We start from the raw sequence: 20,428 nt of genomic DNA, 5'->3' as shown, positions 1-20,428 counted from the left end.
GGGCGGCCGTCGGCCGTGTGCGCCCCGGGCGGCCGGGGCCGCGCCGCGATCGCCCCGCGGCCGTGCGGATGCCCGCGGGAAGGGCGCCCCGTCTCAGGCCGAGGCCCGCTTGCGGGAGGCCGTCTTCTTCGCCTGCTGCTTCGGCTCCGGCTTCGCGGCGGACTTCTTCGCCGTCGTCCCGGCGCCGGTGGCGGCCGTCTTCTTCTTCGTCTTCGTCGACCGCGCGGCGGACTTCTTGGCCGGTGCCCGGCCCGAGGCGGACTTCTTGGCCGACGCGGCGGTCTTCTTGGCGGACGCGGTGGCCTTCTTCTTCGCCCCCGTACCGCCGGACTTCCTGCGGCCGGCGAGGGAAGTGACCTTGGCCGCCGGCCGGTCCTCGGACTCTTCGCCGCCCTCCGGCCCCTCCCCGCCCTCCGGCCCCTCGCCCCGGGCCTCCTTCGCCGCCCGTACGCTGCTCTCCAGGGCCGCGACCAGGTCGATGACCTTGCCGCCGGACTCGTCCGCCCGGGACGGCTCCGGCGTCCGGCCCTCCGCCTTCGCGGCGATGAGTTCCTCGACCGCCTCGCGGTAGTCGTCGTGGAGCGAATCCATGTCGACCTCGCCGAGCGTGTCCATCAGCGCGTCGGCCAGGTCGAGTTCGGCGTCACGGACCGTGACCTCGGTCTCGGGGGCGACGCCTTCGGGGCTGCGGATCTCGTCCGGCCACAGCAGGCCGTGCATGGCGATCACGTCGTCGACCACCCGCAGCATGCCGAGCCGTTCCCGGCCGCGCAGCGCGTACTTCGCCACGGCGACCTTCCGGCTCCGCTTCAGCGCCTCACGGAGCAGGGTGTACGGCTTGGCCGCCGGAGCCCCGGCGGCGGAGAGGTAGTACGCCGCGTCCATCTGGAGCGGGTCGATCGACGTGGCCGGCACGAAGGCCACGATCTCGATCGTCTTGGCCGTGGGCAGCGGGAGCGAGCCGAGGTCCTCGTCGGTGATGGGGATCATCGAGCCGTCGGCCTCCTCGTACGCCTTGCCGATCTCGGCGGCGGTGACCTCCTCGCCGTCGATCTCGCAGACCTTGCGGTAGCGGATCCGGCCGCCGTCCTCCAGGTGGATCTGGCGGAAGGAGATCGAGTGGTTCTCGGTGGCGTTGACCAGCTTGATGGGGATGCTGACCAGCCCGAAGGAGATGGCGCCGTTCCATATGGACCTCACTGTTCACCCCTCGTGTCCGTTCGAGCATGGTTGATCCGCATATCGTGTGATTCTTATCGTATGACGCCGATCACAGAGGTGGAGGGACGGCGGCTGGCGCTCAGCAATCTCGACAAGGTGCTGTATCCGGCCACCGGGACCACCAAGGGCGAGGTGCTGCACTACTACGCGGCCACGGTCGCCGGGCCGCTGCTCGCCCAGCTGCGCGACCGCCCGGTGTCCTTCCTGCGCTACCCGGACGGCCCGGACGGCCAGCGCTTCTTCACCAAGAATCCGCCGCCGGGTACGCCGTCCTGGGTACGGACCACCCCGGTGCCGCACCACGAGGACGCGAAGGCCAGGCAGGTGCTGGTGCAGGATCTGGCCTCGCTGATGTGGGCGGCCAACCTGGTGGTGGAGTTCCACACCCCGCAGTGGCGGGCCGCCGCGCCCGGGATCGCCGACCGGATGGTGTTCGACCTGGATCCGGGCGCGCCCGCGACCGTGGTGGAGTGCTGTGCGGTGGCGCGGTGGCTGCGCGAGCGGCTGGCGCAGGACGGGCTGTGCGCGTACGGGAAGACGTCCGGCTCCAAGGGGCTGCATCTGCTCGTGCCGCTGGAGCCGGCCCCGGCCGACCGGGTGTCCGCGTACGCGAAGGGGCTGGCCGTCCGGGCGGAGCAGGAGCTTCCGGACCTGGTCGTGCACCGGATGAAGCGGGCGCTGCGGCCGGGGAAGGTGTTCGTCGACTTCAGCCAGAACGCGGCGGCGAAGACCACCGCCACCCCCTACACCCTGCGCGCCCGGCCCGAACCGACCGTCTCCGCGCCCGTGACCTGGGCGGAGATCGAGGAGTGCCGGACCCCCGGGGAGCTGGTCTTCCTGGCGGGCGCGATGGGGGCGCGACTGGAGCGGTACGGCGATCTGCTCGAACCACTGACCGATCCGGGCCGGGCCGGACGCCTGCCGGACAGTGCTTAGGCCGTGCCTCGCCATTGCTTACGGATCGCGCGGGACGAGTGGGCGCGGTCCGCGACGACGGGGCGGTTGCGGCGTCGGCCTGGGCCTGAAGGGGGCTGAGGATCCGGTGCCGAATGCCGTCGCCCGCCCGGCGTCGGTGGCGGTTGCAGGCGGCTGAGCCAGGGCCCGAAGCGGCAGGGCGGGTCCCGCCACGGGGCGCCGGTGCGATGCGTCCAGATCGCCGGTGCGATACGTCCGGGTCACCGCGTCGGTCACGGGCCGGTGGCCGCGCCACCGCCCGGACGAGGCCGAAGCAGCCGCTTCGTCAGGTACTGGAGCCGACCATCACCGCGAGCGCAACCGATCCAGTGCCGAGCGGCTCTCGTCGTCCGCGGCGCGGTAGATCACCAGTCGCTGGTCCGCGTCCTGGATCGGCATGAGCACTTCGAAACATACGGAGATCACACCGACGACGGGATGCCGCAACACCTTCTGCCCGCGGCCGTTCACCTTGACGTCCCGCTCGGCCCAGAATCGCGCGAATTCCGCGTCACGGGCGATGAATTCGTCGATACGGGCGGCCAGTTGCCGGTCTTCCGGGTGGGCGGCCCAGGCAGCGCGCAGATGCGCGACTCCCTCCCGTACGACGCGTTCGCGGTCGACGTAGACCTCACGCATTCCCGGGTGCATCAGGCACAGCCACATCGCATTGCGCTGCGACGGCGGCAGCGCGTCGAAATCGAGGAGCAGCCTCGCTATTTCGTCGTTCCAGGCCACGATGTCGTAGCGGTGGTTCATCACCATGGCGGGAAGCGGCGACAGATCAGCTACCAGCGCGGTGAGCTGCGGCGACGCCTCGACAGCGGGATCGCCCGCGCGGCTGGGGCGTCGCCGGGCCAGGTCGAAGAGGTAGGTGCGTTCGTCGGGGGCCAGGCGCAGCGCATGAGCCAGCGCCTCCACCACGTCCGACGAGGGCCGCAGCCCCCGGCCCTGTTCGAGTCGCACGATGTAGTCGATGCTGACTCCGGCCAGTTCGGCGACTTCTTCGCGGCGCAGCCCCGGGGTGCGTCGAGGCCGCGCGCGCGGTGGCAGGCCGACGTCGTGCGGGGCCAGACGTTCGCGCCGGGTCCGCAGGAACACGGCCAGTTCTTGTGTGGTGTCCACGGTGCGGCTCATCGCGTCCGATGCTAACGCCAGGGTGGGACCGGCTTTCCCAGGAAGACCGCTCCCTTACCCCGGGGCCGCGACGGCGCCAGGCTCGGTTCCGGCAACGGATCACCAGCACAGGAGAAAACTATGCCGCTCACCCTGGACACCTACCGGTTGCTGGGCCGCTCCGGACTGCGGGTCTCCCCGCTGGCACTGGGAGCGGCGACCTTCGGTACCGAATGGGGCTGGGGCGCCGAACCCGAAGAGGCGCGCAAACTGTTCGACCTGTACGTCGAGCGCGGTGGCAATTTCATCGACACCGCCAGCACCTACACCAACGGCAGCTCCGAACGGCTGCTGGGCGAATTCACCCGGGACAACCGCGAAAGCCTGGTATTGGCGACGAAGTTCTCGACGCTGCGCCGTCCCGGCGATCCGAATTCCGGGGGCAATCACCGCAAGGCGATGTTCGCATCGGTGGAAGCCAGCCTGCGCCGCCTGAAGACCGACTACCTCGACCTGCTCTATCTGCATGTGTGGGATGCCATGACGCCGGTCGAGGAGTTCCTGCGCGCCATGGACGACCTGGTCCGTCAGGGCAAGGTCCTGTACGCGGGGATCTGCAACATCCCGGCCTGGCAGGTTTCGCGCATGCAGACGATCGCCGATCTGCGCGGCTGGTCACCGCTGGTCGCGCTCCAGACCGAGTACAACCTGGCCGAACGCAGCGGGGAGCGCGACCTGTTCCCGATGGCGCGCGAAATGGGGCTGGGAGTGGCCGCGTTCTCCCCGCTGGCCGGGGGCCTGCTCACCGGCAAGTACACCAGGGCCGACCTGACCGCTCCGCAGCCGGACACGGACGGCACCCGCAAGGGGTTCAACCTCGCCAACGGCGCGCTCACCGAGCGCGGCCTCGCCCTCGCGGACGTCGTGAAGGACATCGCAGCCGAGCAGGGCACGACCCCCGGCCGTATCGCTCTGGCGTGGACCCTGCGGAACCCCGACGTGACGGCACCGATCATCGGCGCCCGCACCCCCGCGCAACTGGAGGACAACCTGGGCGCGCTGGAGATCGAATTCACCCCCGCCCAACTCGCCCGCCTCGAACAGGCCGGCGCGATCGACCTCGGCTTCCCCCATGACTTCCTCGCCGGCGAACGGGGCCGGACGATGAACTCGGGCGACCTGGTGATCGCGCCGCGCCGCTGAGGTGTGGGCGTGAAGTCCGCTGCGTGCGGCCGCGTTCTCAAATCCGCCGCGTACGGCCGCGCTCTCAAATCCGCCGCGTACGGCCGCGTTCTCAAACAACGGCGCGGTCAAGGTCTGTCCCGTAATTCCTGGTGGATCGGCGCGCGGCATCTCAGGCGGTGCTTCGCAAGGCGGAGGGACGCCCGAATACTCGATGTGTTCGGGCGTCCCGACAACGCGGCGAGGTGCCGTAGCAGACGCCGCGCGCCCGCTGCTTGGGCGGCCGTCCGCCTCGCGATCCGCGCTTGAGGCGATTGCGGACACGACCCGTCGGGACCTCGAATCGCTTGCTTGGAGTGCACTCCAGGGCCATAGCGTTGAGACAGCTGAACCGAACACCCGACGCGTCGACGCATCATCGCGCACGACCAATTGGAAAAGGCGGCACGTGGTAGACAACAAATTCGCGACGCATGCAGAACTCTTCGATCTGCATGGAAAGCGCGCGCTCGTCACCGGTGGTACGCGAGGCATCGGAATGATGATCGCGCGTGGCCTTCTGCAAGCGGGCGCCCGCGTGGTCATCAGCTCACGCAACGCGGAAGCGTGCGCTCGGGCGCAGGAACAGCTGTCCACATTCGGTGAGGTGCGGGCCATCCCCGCCGACCTGTCCCTCCACGACGAGTGCCGACGGCTGTCCGGCCTCGTCACCGCCGGCTCGGAACGTCTCGACATCCTCGTCAACAACGCGGGCGCCATGTGGGACGAGCCGCTGGCGACGTTCCCGGACGCAGCCTGGGACACGGTCGTCGACCTCAATCTGAAGGCGCCGTTCCGGCTGGTCCAGGCGCTGCTGCCCGCACTTCGCGAGGCGGGCACCGCCGACGATCCCGCGCGGATCATCAACATCGGCAGCATCGCCGCCATCCACATCCCCCAGCGGCCCAACTACTCGTACTCCAGCAGCAAGGCCGCACTGCATCAACTCACCAGGGTGCTCGCCAGGGAACTGGGACCGCAGCACGTCACCGTGAACGCCGTGGCGCCGGGTCCATTCCCGTCGACGATGATGGCTGCGACCCTCGACGAGTTCGGCGAGGCGATCGCGGCGTCGGCCCCACTGCGCCGGATCGGCCGCGACGACGACATGGCGGGTGTCGCGGTGTTCCTCGCCGGCCGGGCAGGCGCATATCTGACAGGCGCCGTGATCCCCGTCGACGGCGGCATCGCCACAACCGCGTAGGCCGTCCAGGATCTACTGGCGAAAGTCGATCCCGATCGTCGACGATCACGCCCTGCGGGAGGTGGGGCTCCGACGAACGGCCAGTGGGCCCGACTCATGCCTCGCAGTCACTGCGGGCATCGAGTCGGGCCGTCCGCCGGTATGGACGCGGCGGCAGCTGATGGACGGCATACGGTGGCGGACCCGGACGGGTGCTCCCCGGCGTGACCTGCCGGAATGCAACGGGCCGTGGGGCCGGGTCCATGAGCTGTTCCGGCATCGGCAGCGCGGGGGCACCCGGGCTCGGATCGTCACCCGGCCACAGGCCGAGGCGGATGCCGAGGGCCTGATCACCTGGGACGTGACCATCGACTCCACGGCCGGCCGGGCCCACCGGCACGCGGCCGGGGCGGCGAAAGGCGGATCTCCGAAAAAACCGCCCGGCGGGATCACCGCCGAGCCGGTCGGCCACGGGCCCGGAGGCTCCCGGGGCGGCCTGACCAGAAGGATCCGCCTCGCCGTCGAGCAGGGTCGAAAGCCGCTATCGGTGGTGATCACCGCCGGACAGCGGGGCGATGCGCCTCAGTTCGAGTCGGACCCGGAAGCGGTCCGGGTGCCCCGGCCCGGAGTCGGCGGGCCGCGCAATCGGCCGGACCGGGTCCGCTCCGCCCAGGCGTACGGCTCCCGCAGCAATCGCGCCTGCCCGCGCGCGGGCGCGGGCAGGCCCTGGGCCCGGTGCGGGCGAGCGCAGGGCGGAGAGCCGTTCCCCGTACCGGGTTGTACGGGGAACGGCTCCGACAACGCGGCGAGCGTACGGGCCGGGCACCATGCGCCGGGCAGCAGCCCGAAGACAGGACCTGGGCACACCGAAAGCCCCGCCTGCCCGTCCGCCCGGCGGCGCCGTCGTACCGCCCGGACCGTCATGGCGTGCGCGCCGCCGCGACACGCGCGCCGCCGCGACACGCGCGCCGTCGCGACACGCCAACCGTCACACCACGCGCACCGACAGGGCACGCACGTCTCCTTGGCGGGCGGACGGCGGCGTCACAGGGAATTCCGGCCATGGTGGGCAACTCTTCTGCCCCCACACACTTCTGACGCTTCCTCAAATCCAGGGTCCGTTTCCGGCCGGTCCGCCGATAGCGCATGGCAGGGACTTTTGTCATGCCCGCCAGGAAAAGACCGCATGTGGAGGGCGGATCGTCCGGCGCGTGGTGCAGACTCCTCGCAGACACTGCTTCGTTGAAATGCGTGGGGAGGCGATGGGGTGTTCGCAGGGATCGACGAGGTCGACTGGGCTTCGATGGAACACGCCTACGGGCCGGCCGGTGATGTGCCTGCGATGCTGCGGGGTCTCGCGTCCGCCGATGCGGCGGAGCGCGAGGCGGCCCTGGATGGCATGTACGGGGCGGTTCACCATCAGGGTGATGTGTACGCCTGCACGCTGGCCAGCATTCCTTTTCTCTTCGAGCTGGTCGTGGATCCGGGCATCCAGGACCGGGGCAGCATCGTCGAACTGCTCACCAGCATCGGCGGCATCGATCTGGACGAGGACGACGAGGAGGAGTTCGACGCGGACGAGATCGAGGGCGCGGCCAACTACGCGATGGCGGCGACCGCCGTCACCGCGGGCGCCGGAGTCTTCTTCGAGCTGATGAGCGACGAGGACCCGGGGGTACGGCTCTGTGCGCCGCTGGCGCTCGCCGCGCTCCACGACCATCCTGACCGGGTTCTCGCACTGTTGCGCGAACGGCTGCCGATCGAGCCGGACGAGGAGGTGCGGCTCGCCCTGGTCGAGGCCGCGGGACGGGTCGCCCTGCGCCACCGGCTGCTGGCCGGGGAGGCGGCGTCGTGGCTGAGCCGGCTGGCCGGCGAGGGGTTCCCGCCGGGGCTGCGGCTGGCCGCGCTGGCCCAGCTGGCGCGGTGCGCGCCGGACGCGCTGCCCGGCGACGTGGTGCGGGTGGTGACGGGGCTGCTGCGGCAGTTGCGCCCGGCGTCCGCGCGTCGGTCCGGAGCCGCCCCGGCGCCCACCCCGGCGCCCGGCGCGCAGGCCGGTGCCGCCGAGTCGGTCGCGGCCGTCGACGGGTACCCGGACGCGGCCGGTGAGCCGCCCGCCGAGGAGCGGGTCGCGCCGGTGACGCGGCTGGGCCAGTTGCGGGCGCTGCCCGAGGAGGAGGCCGCGGGGACCGCCGCCCCCTGGACCGCCGATCTGCTGCGCACGCTGCACGTGGGCCTCGACGACCGGGTCGCCGAGCGGACCGCGCTCCTGACGGACCAGCTGCGCAGCCCGGACCGTCGCCAGCGGATCGACGCGCTCCGGATGAGCGGCGGGCTGATCCGGACCTGGCGGGGTTCGTACGAGGAGCTGGTCCGGCTGGTCGGCGAGCAGCTCGCCACCCCCGATCCCCAGCTGGCCGAGGCCGCCTCGCATGTGCTGGACGATCTGTTCGGGCTCGCCGCGCCCGCCGCCGACGCGCTGGCGGCGCGGGTGGCGGCGGATCCCGGGGCCTGGGTGCTGGGCTGGCCGAGCGGGCCGCCGGCGCTCGGCGGCGCGGTGAAGGCGCTGGCCAGGCTGGGCGACGTCCGCGTCCTGCCCGCGCTGTCCGCCGCGCTGGAGGGGCCCGAGGTGCCGCACGACGTGGGCTTCGCCGTCGACTTCCTGGGGGCGGCGGCGGCCCCACTGGCCGGGGTGCTGCGCCGCAGGCTCGGCGAGGTGCCGCTCGACGCGCGGGCGCATGACCGGGCGGGCCCGCTGCTCGCCGCGGTGGCCGCGCTGCGGGCGGACGAGGCGCTGCCGGAGGTGCTGCGGGTGCTGCGCGGCGCGCCGGAGTACCGGGGCGAGTGGGTGCGTACCGCGGCGCTGCGGGCGCTCGGCTCCTTCGGGCCCGCGGCGCGCGGTGCGGTGCCGGAGCTGCGGGCGCTGCTGCGGAGCCCCGGGGCCACGTCGGCGGTCGAGGCCGCGAAGGCGCTGTGGGCGGTCGAGGGCGACGCCGGTGCCGTGCTGCCGGTGCTGATCGAGGGCCTGCGGGCGGAGCGCGTCCACGAGGTCAGATCCGCGGTGAACGCGCTGGGCGGGCTCGGCGCGCGGGCCGAGGTCGTCGCGCCGCGGCTGCGCGCGCTGCTGGGGCACGGGGAACAGTGGCTGCGGGTGGACGCCGCGATCGCGCTGTGGGAGGTGTCCGGGCGGGCCGACGAGTCCGTGCGGGTGCTCCTCGCAGAGTGGGAGACGAGCCGTCATGTGCGCGTCCGGGTGGCGGAAGGCCTGGCGCGGATGGGTGCCGCTGGTGCAGGGTCGGACGCGGCACATGTGCTGCGCGCCGAACTCGCCTCCGTACGCCGTCACAACGCGATGGACGGCGTGTTCGGCAGCCACGACACCTACGAGGACGAGAAGCTGCTGGCGCTCTGCCGGCGAGCGCTTCCGGGGCATACGGGGAAGGGACCCAGAGCATGATCATTTTCGGTACGCGGGGTTATCTGTACCAACTGGCCATATTGACGCTGGTCTGCGGCTGGTGCGGCAACCCCGCCGCGCACACGCTGCGCAAGAGGGTCACGAAGTTCACGCTGTTCTTCGTGCCGCTCTTCCCGTTCTCGACGAAGTTCGCCACCCAGTGCACGTTCTGCGGCGGGGAACAGCAGATCCCGAAGGAGCAGGCGGATCAGCTGCTGGTCCAGCACACGGCCGCGCAGCAGGGCAATCCGTACGGGGGGCCGCAGGGTCAGGCGGGGTACGCGCCGAACGGGCAGGGCCAGAATCCGTACCAGGGCTGAGCGGCGTCCGCGTCCGGCCCGCCGGGGCCCGGACGGGCGGGGCGCATACCTCGCCGACGCGGAAAAAGAGCATCCTTATCACCACTAAATAGGCATAAAAGACTTCCTTCCGAATAGGGTCGTGGGACCTGGACCTTCGGAAGGGAGGGATCATGCGTCCGCTTCGCCGGGTGCGGTGCCGCACGGCGGCGGCCCTCGGGGCCGTCGTCGGCACGGTGCTGCTGACCGGCTGCGGCAACGGCGGCGGGCTGCGGAGCGCCGGGCCGACCCCGGTCGCGGTCGGGCCCGCCCGGCTCTGGCCCGAGCTGGCGCCCGCCTCGGCCGCGCCGTACGACTACGGCGAGGGCGAGACCGCGCACATCCCGGGGATCCAGGTGCCGGACGGCGATGTGCACCGGCTGGATCCGGTGGCGGTGGTGCAGGCGGGTCTGCGGGCCCGGCCCAACCGGTCCAGCGGCACGGCCGACCTCCCCGCCGACACCGTACGGAAGATCAACGCCTGCCGGTCCGCACCGGCCGCCTGTCCCGTGCTCCGGCCGTACTTCCGCGATCTGACCGGCGACGGCAGGGACGATCTGGTGCTCGGCATCCGGCTGGCCGACCACCAGCTCTCGGTGCGGGTCTACATGCCGGAGACGGGCGGGCTGACCCGGATCCTGTCCACCTCGGACGCCGTGATCAGCGTGGAGCTGGCCGGCCGGGACCTGATCATGCGGGCGCCCTCGGCGATCACGGGGTACGAGTACCGCACCGCCTGGAGCTGGGACGCCCGGCAGCGCGCGATGCTGCCGACGCAGGACGAGATCCAGCGGATCCCGCCGTCCCGGAGGCCGCACCCGCCCTCCCCGACGGCCCGGCCGACCGCCTCCACCCCGTCCCCCGGCGTCTCCGCGGAACGCCGGTGACCCGGCCCGGCGGGCGCGGGCGCGGGAACGGGACGGGACGGCGGCCCCGGGTGCCGGCCTGGGCCGCGACACTCACCTGGAAGTCGGCCGTCTTCCTCGCCGTGATGTGCTGCGCGCTCGCCGCGCTGCTGGGCGTGCTGGTCCACTCCGAGGTGACCCGCCAGACCGTCGGCCAGGCCCGCGAGAAGGCCCTGGCCCGGCTGGCCGACGTCACCACCGCGTACGAGTCCGGCGACGCGCTGCCGCCGGGTTCCGGGATCGACCCGCCGGGGCTGCCCGCCGCCCTGCGCGCCCTGGCCACGGGCGGCGACCGCGGCACGCTCGTCGCCGACCACCGCGGGCGGCCGGCCATGTGGGCGGCGGCCCCGGCGGACGGGCACGCACTGGCCACCCAGGTGGACTACAGCCAGAGCGCCCGCACCATCGACAACCTGGACGGGGCGATCATCGGCTCCTCCCTGCTGGCCGGCGGCGCCACCCTGCTGGTCGGCGCGTTCGCGGTCACCCGGGTCACCCGGCGGCTGCACCAGACCGCCCGGGTGGCCCGCAGGATCAGCGCCGGGGACCTCGACGCCCGGGTCCGCGACCCGCGTACGGAGGACCCCTCGCGCCCGCAGGACGAGGTCGCGACCGTCGCCGGGGCGCTGGACACGATGGCCTCCACGCTCCAGCGCAAGCTCCAGACCGAGCAGCGGTTCACCGCCGATGTGGCGCACGAGCTCCGCACCCCGCTGACCGGTCTCTCCGCCGCCGCCGAACTGCTGCCGCCGGGGCGCCCCTCCGAGCTGGTGCGGGACCGGGTCCGGACGATGCGGGCGCTGACGGAGGACCTGCTGGAGATCTCCCGGCTCGACGCCCGTACCGAGGCGGTCGATCTCGACGTGTACGAACTGGTGCCGCTCGTCGAGCGGGTGGCGCGCGCGTCCGGGACCCCGGCCACCGTCCTGACCGGCCCCGCGGAGCGCTCCGCGCGCGTACGCGTCGAGACCGACCGGCGGCGACTGGAGCGGGTTCTGGGCAATCTGATCACCAATGCGCACAAGCACGGCCGCCCCCCGGTGGTCCTGACGGTCGACGGTCCGGTGGTGACCGTACGCGACCACGGCCCGGGGTTCCCGGACTATCTGCTGGACGACGGCCCGCAGCGGTTCCGCACCGAGGGCAGCGGCAAGGGGCACGGCCTCGGGCTGACCATCGCCGCCGGTCAGGCCGCGGTGATCGGCGCCGGGCTGGACTTCCACAACGCCCCGGACGGCGGGGCGGTGGCCCGGGTGACGCTGCCCGAGTACCCGGCGCCGGACGACGGCGAGCCGGACGCCCGGCCGGACCCGAAGTCCGTTCCCCGCCACCCGGAGTGACGGGGCGTCGGGCCCGGCCGCCGTCCGGCGCTCCGGCACGGGGCGCCCACCGGACGTCCGACCCTGCCCTCTCGGACATACCTGCTACGACATAAGGGAAATACACACCAGCTCTTGCTACGTTGCCTGGCATGACCGCAACGACGGCGGACGCACCCCCGCCCGATCTACGCCTGCCCAAGCGGCGCGGAGTCGAGCTGCTGCTCCTCATCGGGGCCGTCCTCGTCCCGGTCTACGGCTACGCCGCCGTCGGCCTGGCCAAGAACGACGCGGTCCCGCCCGATGTGGCGGGCTACGGGGCGGGCCTCGGGCTGCTCGCCCTCCTCGCCCATCTCGCGGTCCGCTTCCGCGCCCCGTACGCCGATCCGCTGCTGCTGCCCATCGCCGTCCTGCTCAACGGGCTCGGTCTGGTGCTGATCTACCGGCTCGACCTGGAGACCCCAAAGGACCAGGCCGCCCCCACCCAGCTGGTCTGGTCCACGCTCGGCGTCGCGCTGTTCATCGCGGTGGTCGTCCTGCTGCGCGACCACCGGGTGCTCCAGCGGTACGCATACCTCTCGGTCGCCACCGCGCTGGTCCTGATGATCGTGCCGATCTTCTTCCCGGCGGTGAACGGCGCCAAGATCTGGATCCGGGTCGGCGGATTCTCCTTCCAGCCCGGCGAGTTCGCCAAGATCCTGCTCGCCGTGTTCTTCGCCGCGTACCTCGCCGCCAACCGCAACGCGCTCGCCTACACCGGCCGCCGGTTCTGGAAGCTCCAGCTGCCCACCGGGCGGGTGCTCGGCCCGATCGTGGCGATCTGGCTGCTCAGCGTCGGCGTGCTGGTCCTGGAACGCGATCTGGGCACCTCGCTGCTCTTCTTCGGCCTCTTCGTGATCATGCTGTACGTGGCGACCGGCCGGACCGGGTGGATCGCGGTCGGCCTGCTGCTCGCCGCGGTCGGCGCGTTCGTCGTCGGCTCCTTCGAACCGCATGTGCACAGCCGGGTCCAGGACTGGCTCGACCCGTTCGCCTCCATCGACGCCGGTCGGGGCCCCGGCCAGCTGGCCCAGTCGCTGTTCGCGTTCGCCGCGGGCGGGATGCTCGGCACGGGGCTCGGCCTCGGCCACTCCATCCTCATCGGCTTCGCCGCCAAGTCCGACTTCATCCTGGCGACGGCGGGCGAGGAGCTCGGGCTGGCCGGGCTGACCGCGGTCTTCCTGCTGTACGCGCTGCTGGTGGCCCGCGGCTACCGGGCCGGGCTCGCCCTGCGCGACCCCTTCGGACGGCTGCTCTCGATCGGTCTCGCCTCGATCCTGGCGCTCCAGGTCTTCGTGATCGCGGGCGGGGTGATGGGGCTGATCCCGCTGACCGGCATGGCGATGCCGTTCCTGGCCCAGGGCGGCTCGTCCGTCGTCACCAACTGGATCATCGTGGCACTGCTGATCCGGGTCAGCGACCAGGCCCGCAGACCGCACCCCGGCCAGGTGGAGACCGGGATCATCGCGCCGATGGTGGAGGACGAACGGTGATCCGCTACATCCGCAGGGCCGCCGCGCTCTGTCTGGTCCTGCTGGTGGCGCTGCTGCTGAACGCCGCCCGCATCCAGGTCTTCGACGCCGACAGCCTGGACAACAACCCCGCCAACCGCCGCCTCACGATCGCCCGTTACGACCAGCCGCGCGGCAACATCATGGTCGGCGGCGCCTCCGTGACCGGTTCGAAGAACACCGGCGAGCAGCTCGCGTACGAGCGGACGTACACCAACGGCCCGCTGTACGCGCCGGTGACGGGCTACGCCTCGCAGACGTACGGCACGACCCTGATCGAGAACGCCGAGGACGGGGTCCTCTCCGGCACCGACCCGATGCTCTCGCCGTTCCCGCTGTGGAACGAGATCACCCGGAGCCGACAGCCCGGCGGCAACGTCGTGACGACCGTCAAGGACTCGGTGCAGCGCGCCGCCTACGAGGGACTGGGCGGCAGGCGGGGCGCGGTCGCCGCCGTCGAACCGTCCACCGGGAAGATCCTGGCGCTGGTCTCCGCCCCCTCGTACGACCCCGGGCAGCTCTCGGGCACCGGTTCGTCCGTCACCGACGCCTGGGCGCGGCTGAACGCGTCGAAGAGCCAGCCCATGCTCAACCGGGCGATCCGGCAGACCTATCCGCCGGGTTCCACGTTCAAGATCGTGACGGCGGCCGCGGCGCTCGACGCGAATGTCGTCACCGACCCGGACGAGGACACCGGCACCCCGTCCCCGTACGTGCTGCCCGGTACGTCGACCACGCTGCCCAACGAGGCACGGGGCTGCGACAACGCCTCGCTCGCCGAGGCGATCCGGGTATCGTGCAACACGGTGATGGCGGACCTGGGGGTGCGGGTCGGGCTCGACGGCATGGTGGACGCGGTGCGGAAGTTCGGCTTCAACGACACCGGGCTGGGCATCCCCTCGGGGGTGGCGAAGAGCAACTTCGACACCTCGATGACCAAGGACCAGCTGGCGCTGTCGTCGATCGGGCAGTTCGACACCACGGCGACCCCGCTCCAGATGGCGATGGTGGCGTCCGCCGTGGCCAACGGCGGCGACCTCAAGTACCCGCATCTGGTGGACCGTACGACCACGCGTGGCGGTTCGACGGTCCATCAGGACGGCACCCGCAGCTACCACCAGGCGATGAACCCGCGCACGGCGATGCAGCTGCGGAGGATGATGGTCGACGTGGTGGAGAACGGTACGGGATCCAACGCCGCGATCGACGGGGTCACGGTCGGCGGCAAGACCGGCACGGCACAGCACGGCATCGACAACTCGGGCAGGCCGTACGCCTGGTTCATCTCCTGGGCCCAGCAGCCCCGCGCGGCGCAGCCCGCCGTCGCGGTCGCCGTGGTCGTCGAGGACGCGGCGGCGAACCGGGCGGACATCAGCGGCGGCGGCAGCGCGGCACCGATCGCCCGTGCCGTCATGGCAGCGGCGTTGAAGGGCTGAGGGATGGCCGGAGCGGGCGGGGCGGGCGGGGTGAACGAGGCGGGCCGGGCAGGCAAGGCGGGCCGGGCAGGCAAGGCGGGCGAGGTGGGCCGGGCAGGCAAGGCGGGCGAGGTGGGCCGGGCGCTGGAACGCATCGGGCGCGAGGACCCCCGGCTGAGCGCCTTCGTCGAGGTGTGGCCCGAGCGGGCGCTCGCCGACGCCGGGCGGGCCGGTGGACTCCCGCTGGCCGGGCTGCCGTTCGCGGTCAAGGGACCCGCCGGCATCCGCTCCTGGGCGGCCCGGCGGCTGATCGCGGCGGGCGGGGTCCCGGTCGGCGCGACCTCGGTGCCCGGACCCGGTACGTACTGGCAGACGTGGGGGCTGGGCGCGCACGGTCCGACGGTCAACCCCTGGCGCCCCGACCGCACCCCGGGCGGCTCCTCAGCGGGCTCGGCGGCCGCCGTCGCGGCCGGTCTCGTGGGACTGGCCACGGGCAGCGACGGGGCGGGGTCGGTACGGATTCCGGCGGCGTGGTGCGGGGTGTTCGGGCTGAAGACGACCAACGGCCTGCTGCCCTCCCCCGACCGCACGGGGCTGGCCTCCGCCGGGGTACTGACCCGGTCGGCCGCCGACGCCGAATCGTATCTGCGCTCCGTCCTGGACACGTACGAGCCGGTGCCGCCCGCCCTCCCCCTGCCGGCCGTCTACAGCCCCGACCTGGGGTTCGCGGAGGTCGACCCGGAGGTCGCGGCGGTCGTTCGGCGCGCGGTGGGGCGGCTGGTGGCGGCCGGAACGGTGCGGCTCGTGGACCGTGGGTGCGAGCTGCTCGACCCGCGCGAGGCGTGGCTGGCGGTCCGGGGCGGATCGCCGACGCCGGCCGCCGAGGAGATCCGGCGCGCGAACGACACCGCGCTCGACGCGCTGTTCGCCCGTACCCCGCTGCTCCTCACCCCGGCCACCCCCAACCGCCCGCACGGCCACTTCGGTCCGGGCGGGCTGTTCTCGACCGCGCTGACCTGGGCGTTCAACCTGAGCGGGCATCCCGCCGCCAGCGTGCCCGCCGGATTCACGGCGGACGGCTGCCCGGTCGGGCTCCAGCTGGTCGCGGAGCACGGCGCCGATGCGCGGCTGCTCGCCATGGCCCGCGCGGTCGAGGACGCACTGCCCACCGAGCGACTGTGAGCGGGGCGGGGCAGGCGCGGGCGTCCGCCCCGGGGACGACCGGTCTCAGTCCAGCGGCTCGCGGCGTCGCAGCCACTGCGCGGGCGCGCCGTCCACCCCGGTGGCCGCGCCGACGACGCCGCCGGTGATGGCGCAGGTCGTATCGACGTCACCGAGGCCCTCGGCCGTCGCCCAGAGCGCCGCCTCCAGGTCGTCCGGGTGACGGGCCGCCGTCCACAGCGCGAACGGGACCGTGTCGTCCGCGCGGATCCGCCGCCCGCTGCCCAGCAGCTCGGCCGCCTGCCGGGGTTCGGTGGTGAAGGGGACGTCCGCGGCCCGGAGCAGCCCGTCGCGTACGAGCCCTTCCGGGGTCCCGTCGGCGACCGCCGCCAGGGTGAGCGCGCCACGGACGGAGAGCGCCGCCGCGACCGCCACCGCCACCGCGCCCGCGATGCCCTCCGGGTGTGCGTGGGTGACGGCCGCCTGCAACGCGGCCTGCTCGGCGGCGAGCCCGATGTCCTGGTGGAAGCGGGCACCGAGCGGCGCGACGCGCATCGCGGCGCCGTTGCCCAGGCTGCCGCCCTCGAAGAGCTCGGGGGCCAGGGTGCGCCAGTCGGCGGGCCGGGTCAGCAGTTCGGGCAGCAGCACGTGCATGCCGTGGCCGTATCCACGTGCCTGGTCCGCCTCGAAGGCGAGAGCGAAGCAGAGCGCGAGACGGTCCTGTTCGACCCGCCCGTGCTCGTCGAGGACGCGGTGCAGGGCGCGCGCGAGAGCGGTGTCGTCGGTCCAGGGCCAGACCGGCTCCTCGGGCGTCCGGCGTGCCCTGATCTCGTCGAACGCCAGGCCGGGCTCACGGAAGAGCGGAAACCACCGCTCGCCGAACGCATCGCCCAGGGCCAGCCCTTCGAGACTGCGGCGGGCGGCTGCGGGGTCTGCGGCGAGGGGCGGCATCGGAGTCGTCATGCCCGTCATACTTCCCGTATCGGCCGACGGCGTACACCGGTGCGCGCCCGCGACCGGGCCGCTCGCCTCACTCCCCCGGCGCGCCCTGGGCGATGGCCTCCTCGACCTCCGCGACCCTGGCCTGTTCCTCCGCCTCGAAGCGGTCCCGGTCGAGCTGTTCGGCCACCTCCTCGTCCTGGGCCATGAGCAGGTCCAGGTTGGAGTCGCCGAGGTCGAAGACGCCCATGTCGACGTAGGCCTTCTGGAGGCGTTCGCCCCACAGCCCGATGTCCTTGACGCACGGCACTATCCGGCTGAACAGCAGCTTGCGGAAGAGCTGGAGGAACTCCGAGTGCTCGGAGAGGTCCTTGGCCTCCTGCTTGCCGATGCCGAAGTTCTCCAGCACCTCGACACCGCTGAGCCGGTCCCGCATCAGATAGCAGCCCTCGATGACGAACTCCTCGCGCTCGCGCAGTTCGGCATCGCTCAGCTGCTTGTAGTAGTCGCGCAGCGCCATCCGCCCGAACGCGACGTGCCGGGCCTCGTCCTGCATGACGTAGGCGAGGATCTGCTTGGGAAGCGGCTTGGTCGTGGTGTCGCGGATCATCCCGAACGCGGCCAGGGCGAGCCCTTCTATGAGGACCTGCATACCGAGGTAGGGCATGTCCCAGCGGGAGTCGCGCAGGGTGTCGCCGAGGAGCCCCTGGAGGTTGTCGTTGATCGGGTAGAGCATCCCGACCTTCTCGTGCAGGAAGCGGCCGTATATCTCCGCGTGCCGGGCCTCGTCCATGGTCTGGGTCGCGGAGTAGAACTTGGCGTCCAGGTCCGGGACGGACTCCACGATCCTGGCCGCGCAGACCATGGCGCCCTGCTCACCGTGGAGGAACTGGCTGAACTGCCAGGAGGTGTAGTGCTTGCGCAGCTCGCCCCGGTCCTTCTCGGTCATCTTGGCCCAGTGCGGGGTGCCGTACAGGGTGAGGGCCTCGTCGGGGGTGCCGAGCGGGTCGGCGGGGTCGACCTCCAGGGACCAGTCGATGCGCTTGTTGCCGTCCCACTGCTTGTCCTTGCCCTTCTGGTAGAGGGCGAGCAGGCGTTCGCGGCCGTCGTCGTAGTCCCAGCTGAAGCGGGCGGCGCCGGTGGCGGGTACCTGCCACAGAGGCGCTTCGGGGGCGGTGGTGTAGAGGTCGTGGGTCGACACGGACGGCTCCTTCGCCTGGCACGTTTCGGCAATTCCCTCGGCAGTTGCGCCAGTTGGCAGGTTCACACGTTGGTAGACGCCGGGTCAACAAGTCGCGCGCAAGGGATTGACGGTCTTACTGACGAGGAGTCTCATAAGAAGTGACCGCCGGTAACCCCCGGTAACTCCATGTGCGAGGTGCCCCCAGCATGACCCCAGTGACCGAACGCGACGTCCAGCTGCTCCGCGACGCACTCGGCCCGCTCCGGGACCGCGAGCAGATCGCCGAGCGGCTGCTCGACTCCTCCGCCAAGCACTCCTTCGACCCGGACACGGAACTCGACTGGGACGCGCCGATCGAGCACGGCAAGTGGTTCTGGCCGCCCGAGCTCGTCTCGCTCTACGACACCCCGCTGTGGCGGAAGATGTCCGAGGAGCAGCGGATCGACCTGTCCCGGCACGAGGCGGCATCGCTCGCGTCGCTGGGCATCTGGTTCGAGATCATCCTGATGCAGCTGCTGGTGCGGCACATCTACGACCGTCCGGTGACCAGCAATCACGTCCGCTACGCGCTCACCGAGATAGCCGACGAGTGCCGGCACTCGATGATGTTCGGCCGCATGATCAAGTGGGGCGGCTCGCCCGACTACCCCGTACCGCGCGTCTATCACAACCTCGCACGGGTGCTGAAGACCGTCTCCACCACCCCCGGCTCGTTCGCCGCGACCCTGCTCGGCGAGGAGATCCTCGACTGGATGCAGCGGCTGACCTTCCCGGACGAGCGCGTCCAGACGCTGGTGCGGGGTGTGACCCGCATCCATGTCGTCGAGGAGGCGCGGCACGTCCGCTACGCCCGCGAGGAGCTGCGCCGCCAGATGGTGACCGCCCCGCGCTGGGAGCGCGAGCTGACCCGGCTGAGCAGCGGCGAGGCGGCCCGCGTCTTCTCCGTCTGCTTCATCAACCCGCAGGTGTACGAGAACGTCGGCCTGGACCGTCACGAGGCGGTCGCCCAGGTGAAGGCGAGCGGCCATCGGGCGGAGGTCATGCAGTCGGGCGCGAAGCGGCTGACGGACTTCTTCGACGACATCGGGGTGTTGAACGGGGTGGGACGCAGGCTGTGGAAGCGCTCCGGCCTGCTGGCCTGACCGGCGCGGGTGCGGGGCCCAGCCCGTAGGCTTCGGCACATGACCCCTGCTGCCGCCACCGCGCCGCCGACTCGCGCGTACCGAAGGCTCGGCGTCGAGGAGCGCCGCGCCCAGCTCCTCGGCGCGGCCCTCACCCTCTTCGCCCACCGGGCCCCCGACGAGGTCTCGCTCGACGAGGTCGCGACGGTCGCCGGGGTGTCCCGTCCGCTGGTCTACCGCTACTTCCCCGGCGGGCGGCAGCAGTTGTACGAGGCGGCGCTCAGGTCCGCCGCCGAGCAGCTGATCCTGTGCTTCGGCGAGCCGCCGGAGGGGCCGCCCACCGAGCGGGTGACCCGGGTGCTTGACCGCTATCTCGCCTTCGTCGACGAGCACGACACCGGGTTCAGCGCGCTGCTGCGCGGTGGCTGCGTCGTCGAGACCTCCCGTACTTCGGCGATCGTCGACGAGGTGCGGCGCGCGGCGGCCGAACAGATCCTGCTCCATCTGGGCAGGGGCGGCGAGGAGCCCGGCCCGAGGCTGCGGATGATGGTGCGCACCTGGATCGCGGCCGTCGAGGCGGCGTCCCTGATCTGGCTGGACGAGGGGAAGCAGCCCGCCGCGGCCGAACTGCGCGACTGGCTGGTCGACCAGCTGATGGTGCTGCTGGCCGCCACCGCGGCGACGGACGCGGAGACCGCGTCGGCGGTGGCCGCGCTGCTGCCGCTGGAGACCGCCGCGGGCCCGGCCGGACGGCTGGCGCAGCTGCTGGTCCCGGTGCTCGGCGAGGCGGCCCACCTGCTGCCCTAGGCCCTGTCTTCACACTGCCGTCTGCCGTGCGACGCCCGGCACGCACACTCGCCGCGTTGCCGGGGGCGCCCCGATGCTGGACGCATCGGGGCGACCCTCCGCCTTGCGATCGCACGCACCGGACGCCGCACGGCCCGGCCTCCGGCCGGACGACCGCAGTGCGAAGACAGGCCCCAGGACGGCTGATCGGTCAGACTGGGACGGTGCGAAGCGAGAACACCGCCTTCACCGGCGGACCCCTGGACGGGCGGGTACTGCCCGTCCTCGTCGGCCCGACCGGCCATCCGCCCAAGTGGTACGAGGTCCCGGTACCGTCCGCCGACGGCGGACCCGCCACCGTGTACGCGTACCGCAGGGTGCCGGCCGGCCACTCCAGGCGGCTGGGGCTCCCGCGCGGCTGGGTGTACGAGTACGCCCCCGAGGGCCGGGAGCGGCACCGCCCCAAGTGGCCCTGGTCCACGCCGGACTGAGAGGCTGTCGGGTGACCTCCCGCCGGACGGGGGTCGCCCATCGGCTCCGCGCGCACGGGGCCCGATGGGGT

Annotated in this window: 18 protein-coding genes; 14 read left to right on the top strand and 4 right to left on the bottom strand. The window is 72.3% G+C overall.

The window, feature by feature from the left end; translation table 11 throughout:
* Positions 1 to 93 precede the first annotated feature (93 nt).
* The gene (locus ACFVFH_RS09150; protein WP_383765317.1) at positions 94 to 1,200 is read right to left on the bottom strand and encodes a Ku protein; all 1,107 of its coding nucleotides are present in this window, start codon (positions 1,198 to 1,200) and stop codon (positions 94 to 96) included.
* Positions 1,201 to 1,260: 60 nt separating this feature from the next.
* On the opposite strand from ACFVFH_RS09150, the gene ligD reads away from it, so the two are divergent.
* Positions 1,261 to 2,157, top strand: coding sequence for a non-homologous end-joining DNA ligase (gene ligD, locus ACFVFH_RS09145; RefSeq protein ID WP_383765315.1), 897 nt, complete (start codon positions 1,261 to 1,263; stop codon positions 2,155 to 2,157).
* 324 nt (positions 2,158 to 2,481) lie between these two features.
* Here ligD and ACFVFH_RS09140 read toward each other — a convergent pair whose 3' ends face one another.
* Entirely contained in the window at positions 2,482 to 3,312 is an 831-nt protein-coding gene (locus ACFVFH_RS09140; RefSeq protein ID WP_383765313.1) for a helix-turn-helix transcriptional regulator, read from the bottom strand.
* Between the two features lie 120 nt (positions 3,313 to 3,432).
* Between ACFVFH_RS09140 and ACFVFH_RS09135 the strand changes: the two genes are divergently transcribed.
* From ACFVFH_RS09135 to ACFVFH_RS09090, 10 genes are all read left to right on the top strand, one after another.
* Complete coding sequence (locus ACFVFH_RS09135; RefSeq protein ID WP_383765312.1) at positions 3,433 to 4,494, top strand: aldo/keto reductase; 1,062 nt, start codon at positions 3,433 to 3,435, stop codon at positions 4,492 to 4,494.
* 427 nt (positions 4,495 to 4,921) lie between these two features.
* Positions 4,922 to 5,716, top strand: a complete 795-nt coding sequence (locus tag ACFVFH_RS09130; protein ID WP_383765310.1) for an SDR family oxidoreductase — start codon at positions 4,922 to 4,924, stop codon at positions 5,714 to 5,716.
* Positions 5,717 to 5,876: 160 nt separating this feature from the next.
* The gene (locus tag ACFVFH_RS09125; protein WP_383765308.1) at positions 5,877 to 6,941 is read left to right on the top strand and encodes a hypothetical protein; all 1,065 of its coding nucleotides are present in this window, start codon (positions 5,877 to 5,879) and stop codon (positions 6,939 to 6,941) included.
* A 21-nt stretch (positions 6,942 to 6,962) separates the two neighbouring features.
* Positions 6,963 to 9,149 (top strand): HEAT repeat domain-containing protein, encoded by a 2,187-nt coding sequence (locus ACFVFH_RS09120; RefSeq protein WP_383765306.1) that lies wholly within the window; start codon positions 6,963 to 6,965, stop codon positions 9,147 to 9,149.
* Positions 9,146 to 9,469: a zinc-ribbon domain-containing protein gene (locus tag ACFVFH_RS09115; protein WP_383765304.1), complete on the top strand. Its 324-nt coding sequence runs from the start codon at positions 9,146 to 9,148 to the stop codon at positions 9,467 to 9,469. The genes ACFVFH_RS09120 and ACFVFH_RS09115 overlap by 4 nt, the downstream gene beginning before the upstream one ends.
* 152 nt (positions 9,470 to 9,621) lie before the next feature.
* Positions 9,622 to 10,374, top strand: a complete 753-nt coding sequence (locus tag ACFVFH_RS09110) for a hypothetical protein (protein ID WP_383765302.1) — start codon at positions 9,622 to 9,624, stop codon at positions 10,372 to 10,374.
* Between the two features lie 50 nt (positions 10,375 to 10,424).
* Positions 10,425 to 11,732 carry an ATP-binding protein gene (locus tag ACFVFH_RS09105; RefSeq protein ID WP_383765300.1) on the top strand — a complete coding sequence of 436 codons (1,308 nt, stop codon included), beginning with the start codon at positions 10,425 to 10,427 and terminating at the stop codon, positions 11,730 to 11,732.
* 131 nt (positions 11,733 to 11,863) lie between these two features.
* Complete coding sequence (locus ACFVFH_RS09100) at positions 11,864 to 13,243, top strand: FtsW/RodA/SpoVE family cell cycle protein (protein ID WP_383765298.1); 1,380 nt, start codon at positions 11,864 to 11,866, stop codon at positions 13,241 to 13,243.
* Positions 13,240 to 14,697 (top strand): peptidoglycan D,D-transpeptidase FtsI family protein, encoded by a 1,458-nt coding sequence (locus tag ACFVFH_RS09095; protein ID WP_383765296.1) that lies wholly within the window; start codon positions 13,240 to 13,242, stop codon positions 14,695 to 14,697. The genes ACFVFH_RS09100 and ACFVFH_RS09095 overlap by 4 nt, the downstream gene beginning before the upstream one ends.
* A gap of 111 nt (positions 14,698 to 14,808) precedes the next feature.
* On the top strand, positions 14,809 to 15,858 hold the full coding sequence (locus ACFVFH_RS09090) for an amidase family protein (protein ID WP_383765602.1): 1,050 nt from the start codon (positions 14,809 to 14,811) through the stop codon (positions 15,856 to 15,858).
* A 45-nt stretch (positions 15,859 to 15,903) separates the two neighbouring features.
* On the opposite strand, the gene ACFVFH_RS09085 is transcribed toward ACFVFH_RS09090, so the two are convergent.
* Both ACFVFH_RS09085 and ACFVFH_RS09080 read right to left on the bottom strand, forming a co-directional pair.
* Positions 15,904 to 16,800, bottom strand: a complete 897-nt coding sequence (locus tag ACFVFH_RS09085; protein ID WP_383765294.1) for an ADP-ribosylglycohydrolase family protein — start codon at positions 16,798 to 16,800, stop codon at positions 15,904 to 15,906.
* Between the two features lie 67 nt (positions 16,801 to 16,867).
* On the bottom strand, positions 16,868 to 17,977 hold the full coding sequence (locus tag ACFVFH_RS09080) for a ferritin-like domain-containing protein (protein WP_383765292.1): 1,110 nt from the start codon (positions 17,975 to 17,977) through the stop codon (positions 16,868 to 16,870).
* 188 nt (positions 17,978 to 18,165) lie between these two features.
* Here ACFVFH_RS09080 and ACFVFH_RS09075 point away from each other — a divergent pair, with 188 nt between their 5' ends.
* From ACFVFH_RS09075 to ACFVFH_RS09065, 3 genes are all read left to right on the top strand, one after another.
* A complete protein-coding gene (locus tag ACFVFH_RS09075; protein WP_383765290.1) occupies positions 18,166 to 19,101 on the top strand; it encodes a diiron oxygenase in 936 nt (311 codons plus the stop codon).
* Positions 19,102 to 19,140: 39 nt separating this feature from the next.
* Positions 19,141 to 19,887: a TetR/AcrR family transcriptional regulator gene (locus ACFVFH_RS09070; protein WP_383765288.1), complete on the top strand. Its 747-nt coding sequence runs from the start codon at positions 19,141 to 19,143 to the stop codon at positions 19,885 to 19,887.
* A gap of 203 nt (positions 19,888 to 20,090) precedes the next feature.
* The gene (locus tag ACFVFH_RS09065) at positions 20,091 to 20,357 is read left to right on the top strand and encodes a hypothetical protein (RefSeq protein WP_383765286.1); all 267 of its coding nucleotides are present in this window, start codon (positions 20,091 to 20,093) and stop codon (positions 20,355 to 20,357) included.
* The last annotated feature ends 71 nt before the right edge of the window (positions 20,358 to 20,428 follow it).

Origin of the sequence: Streptomyces sp. NPDC057697 (genome assembly GCF_042799335.1) — a bacterium.
GTDB lineage: Bacteria > Actinomycetota > Actinomycetes > Streptomycetales > Streptomycetaceae > Streptomyces.
Note: the sequence above shows the minus strand (reverse complement) of the source record. Positions and strands in the feature narration are given on the sequence as shown.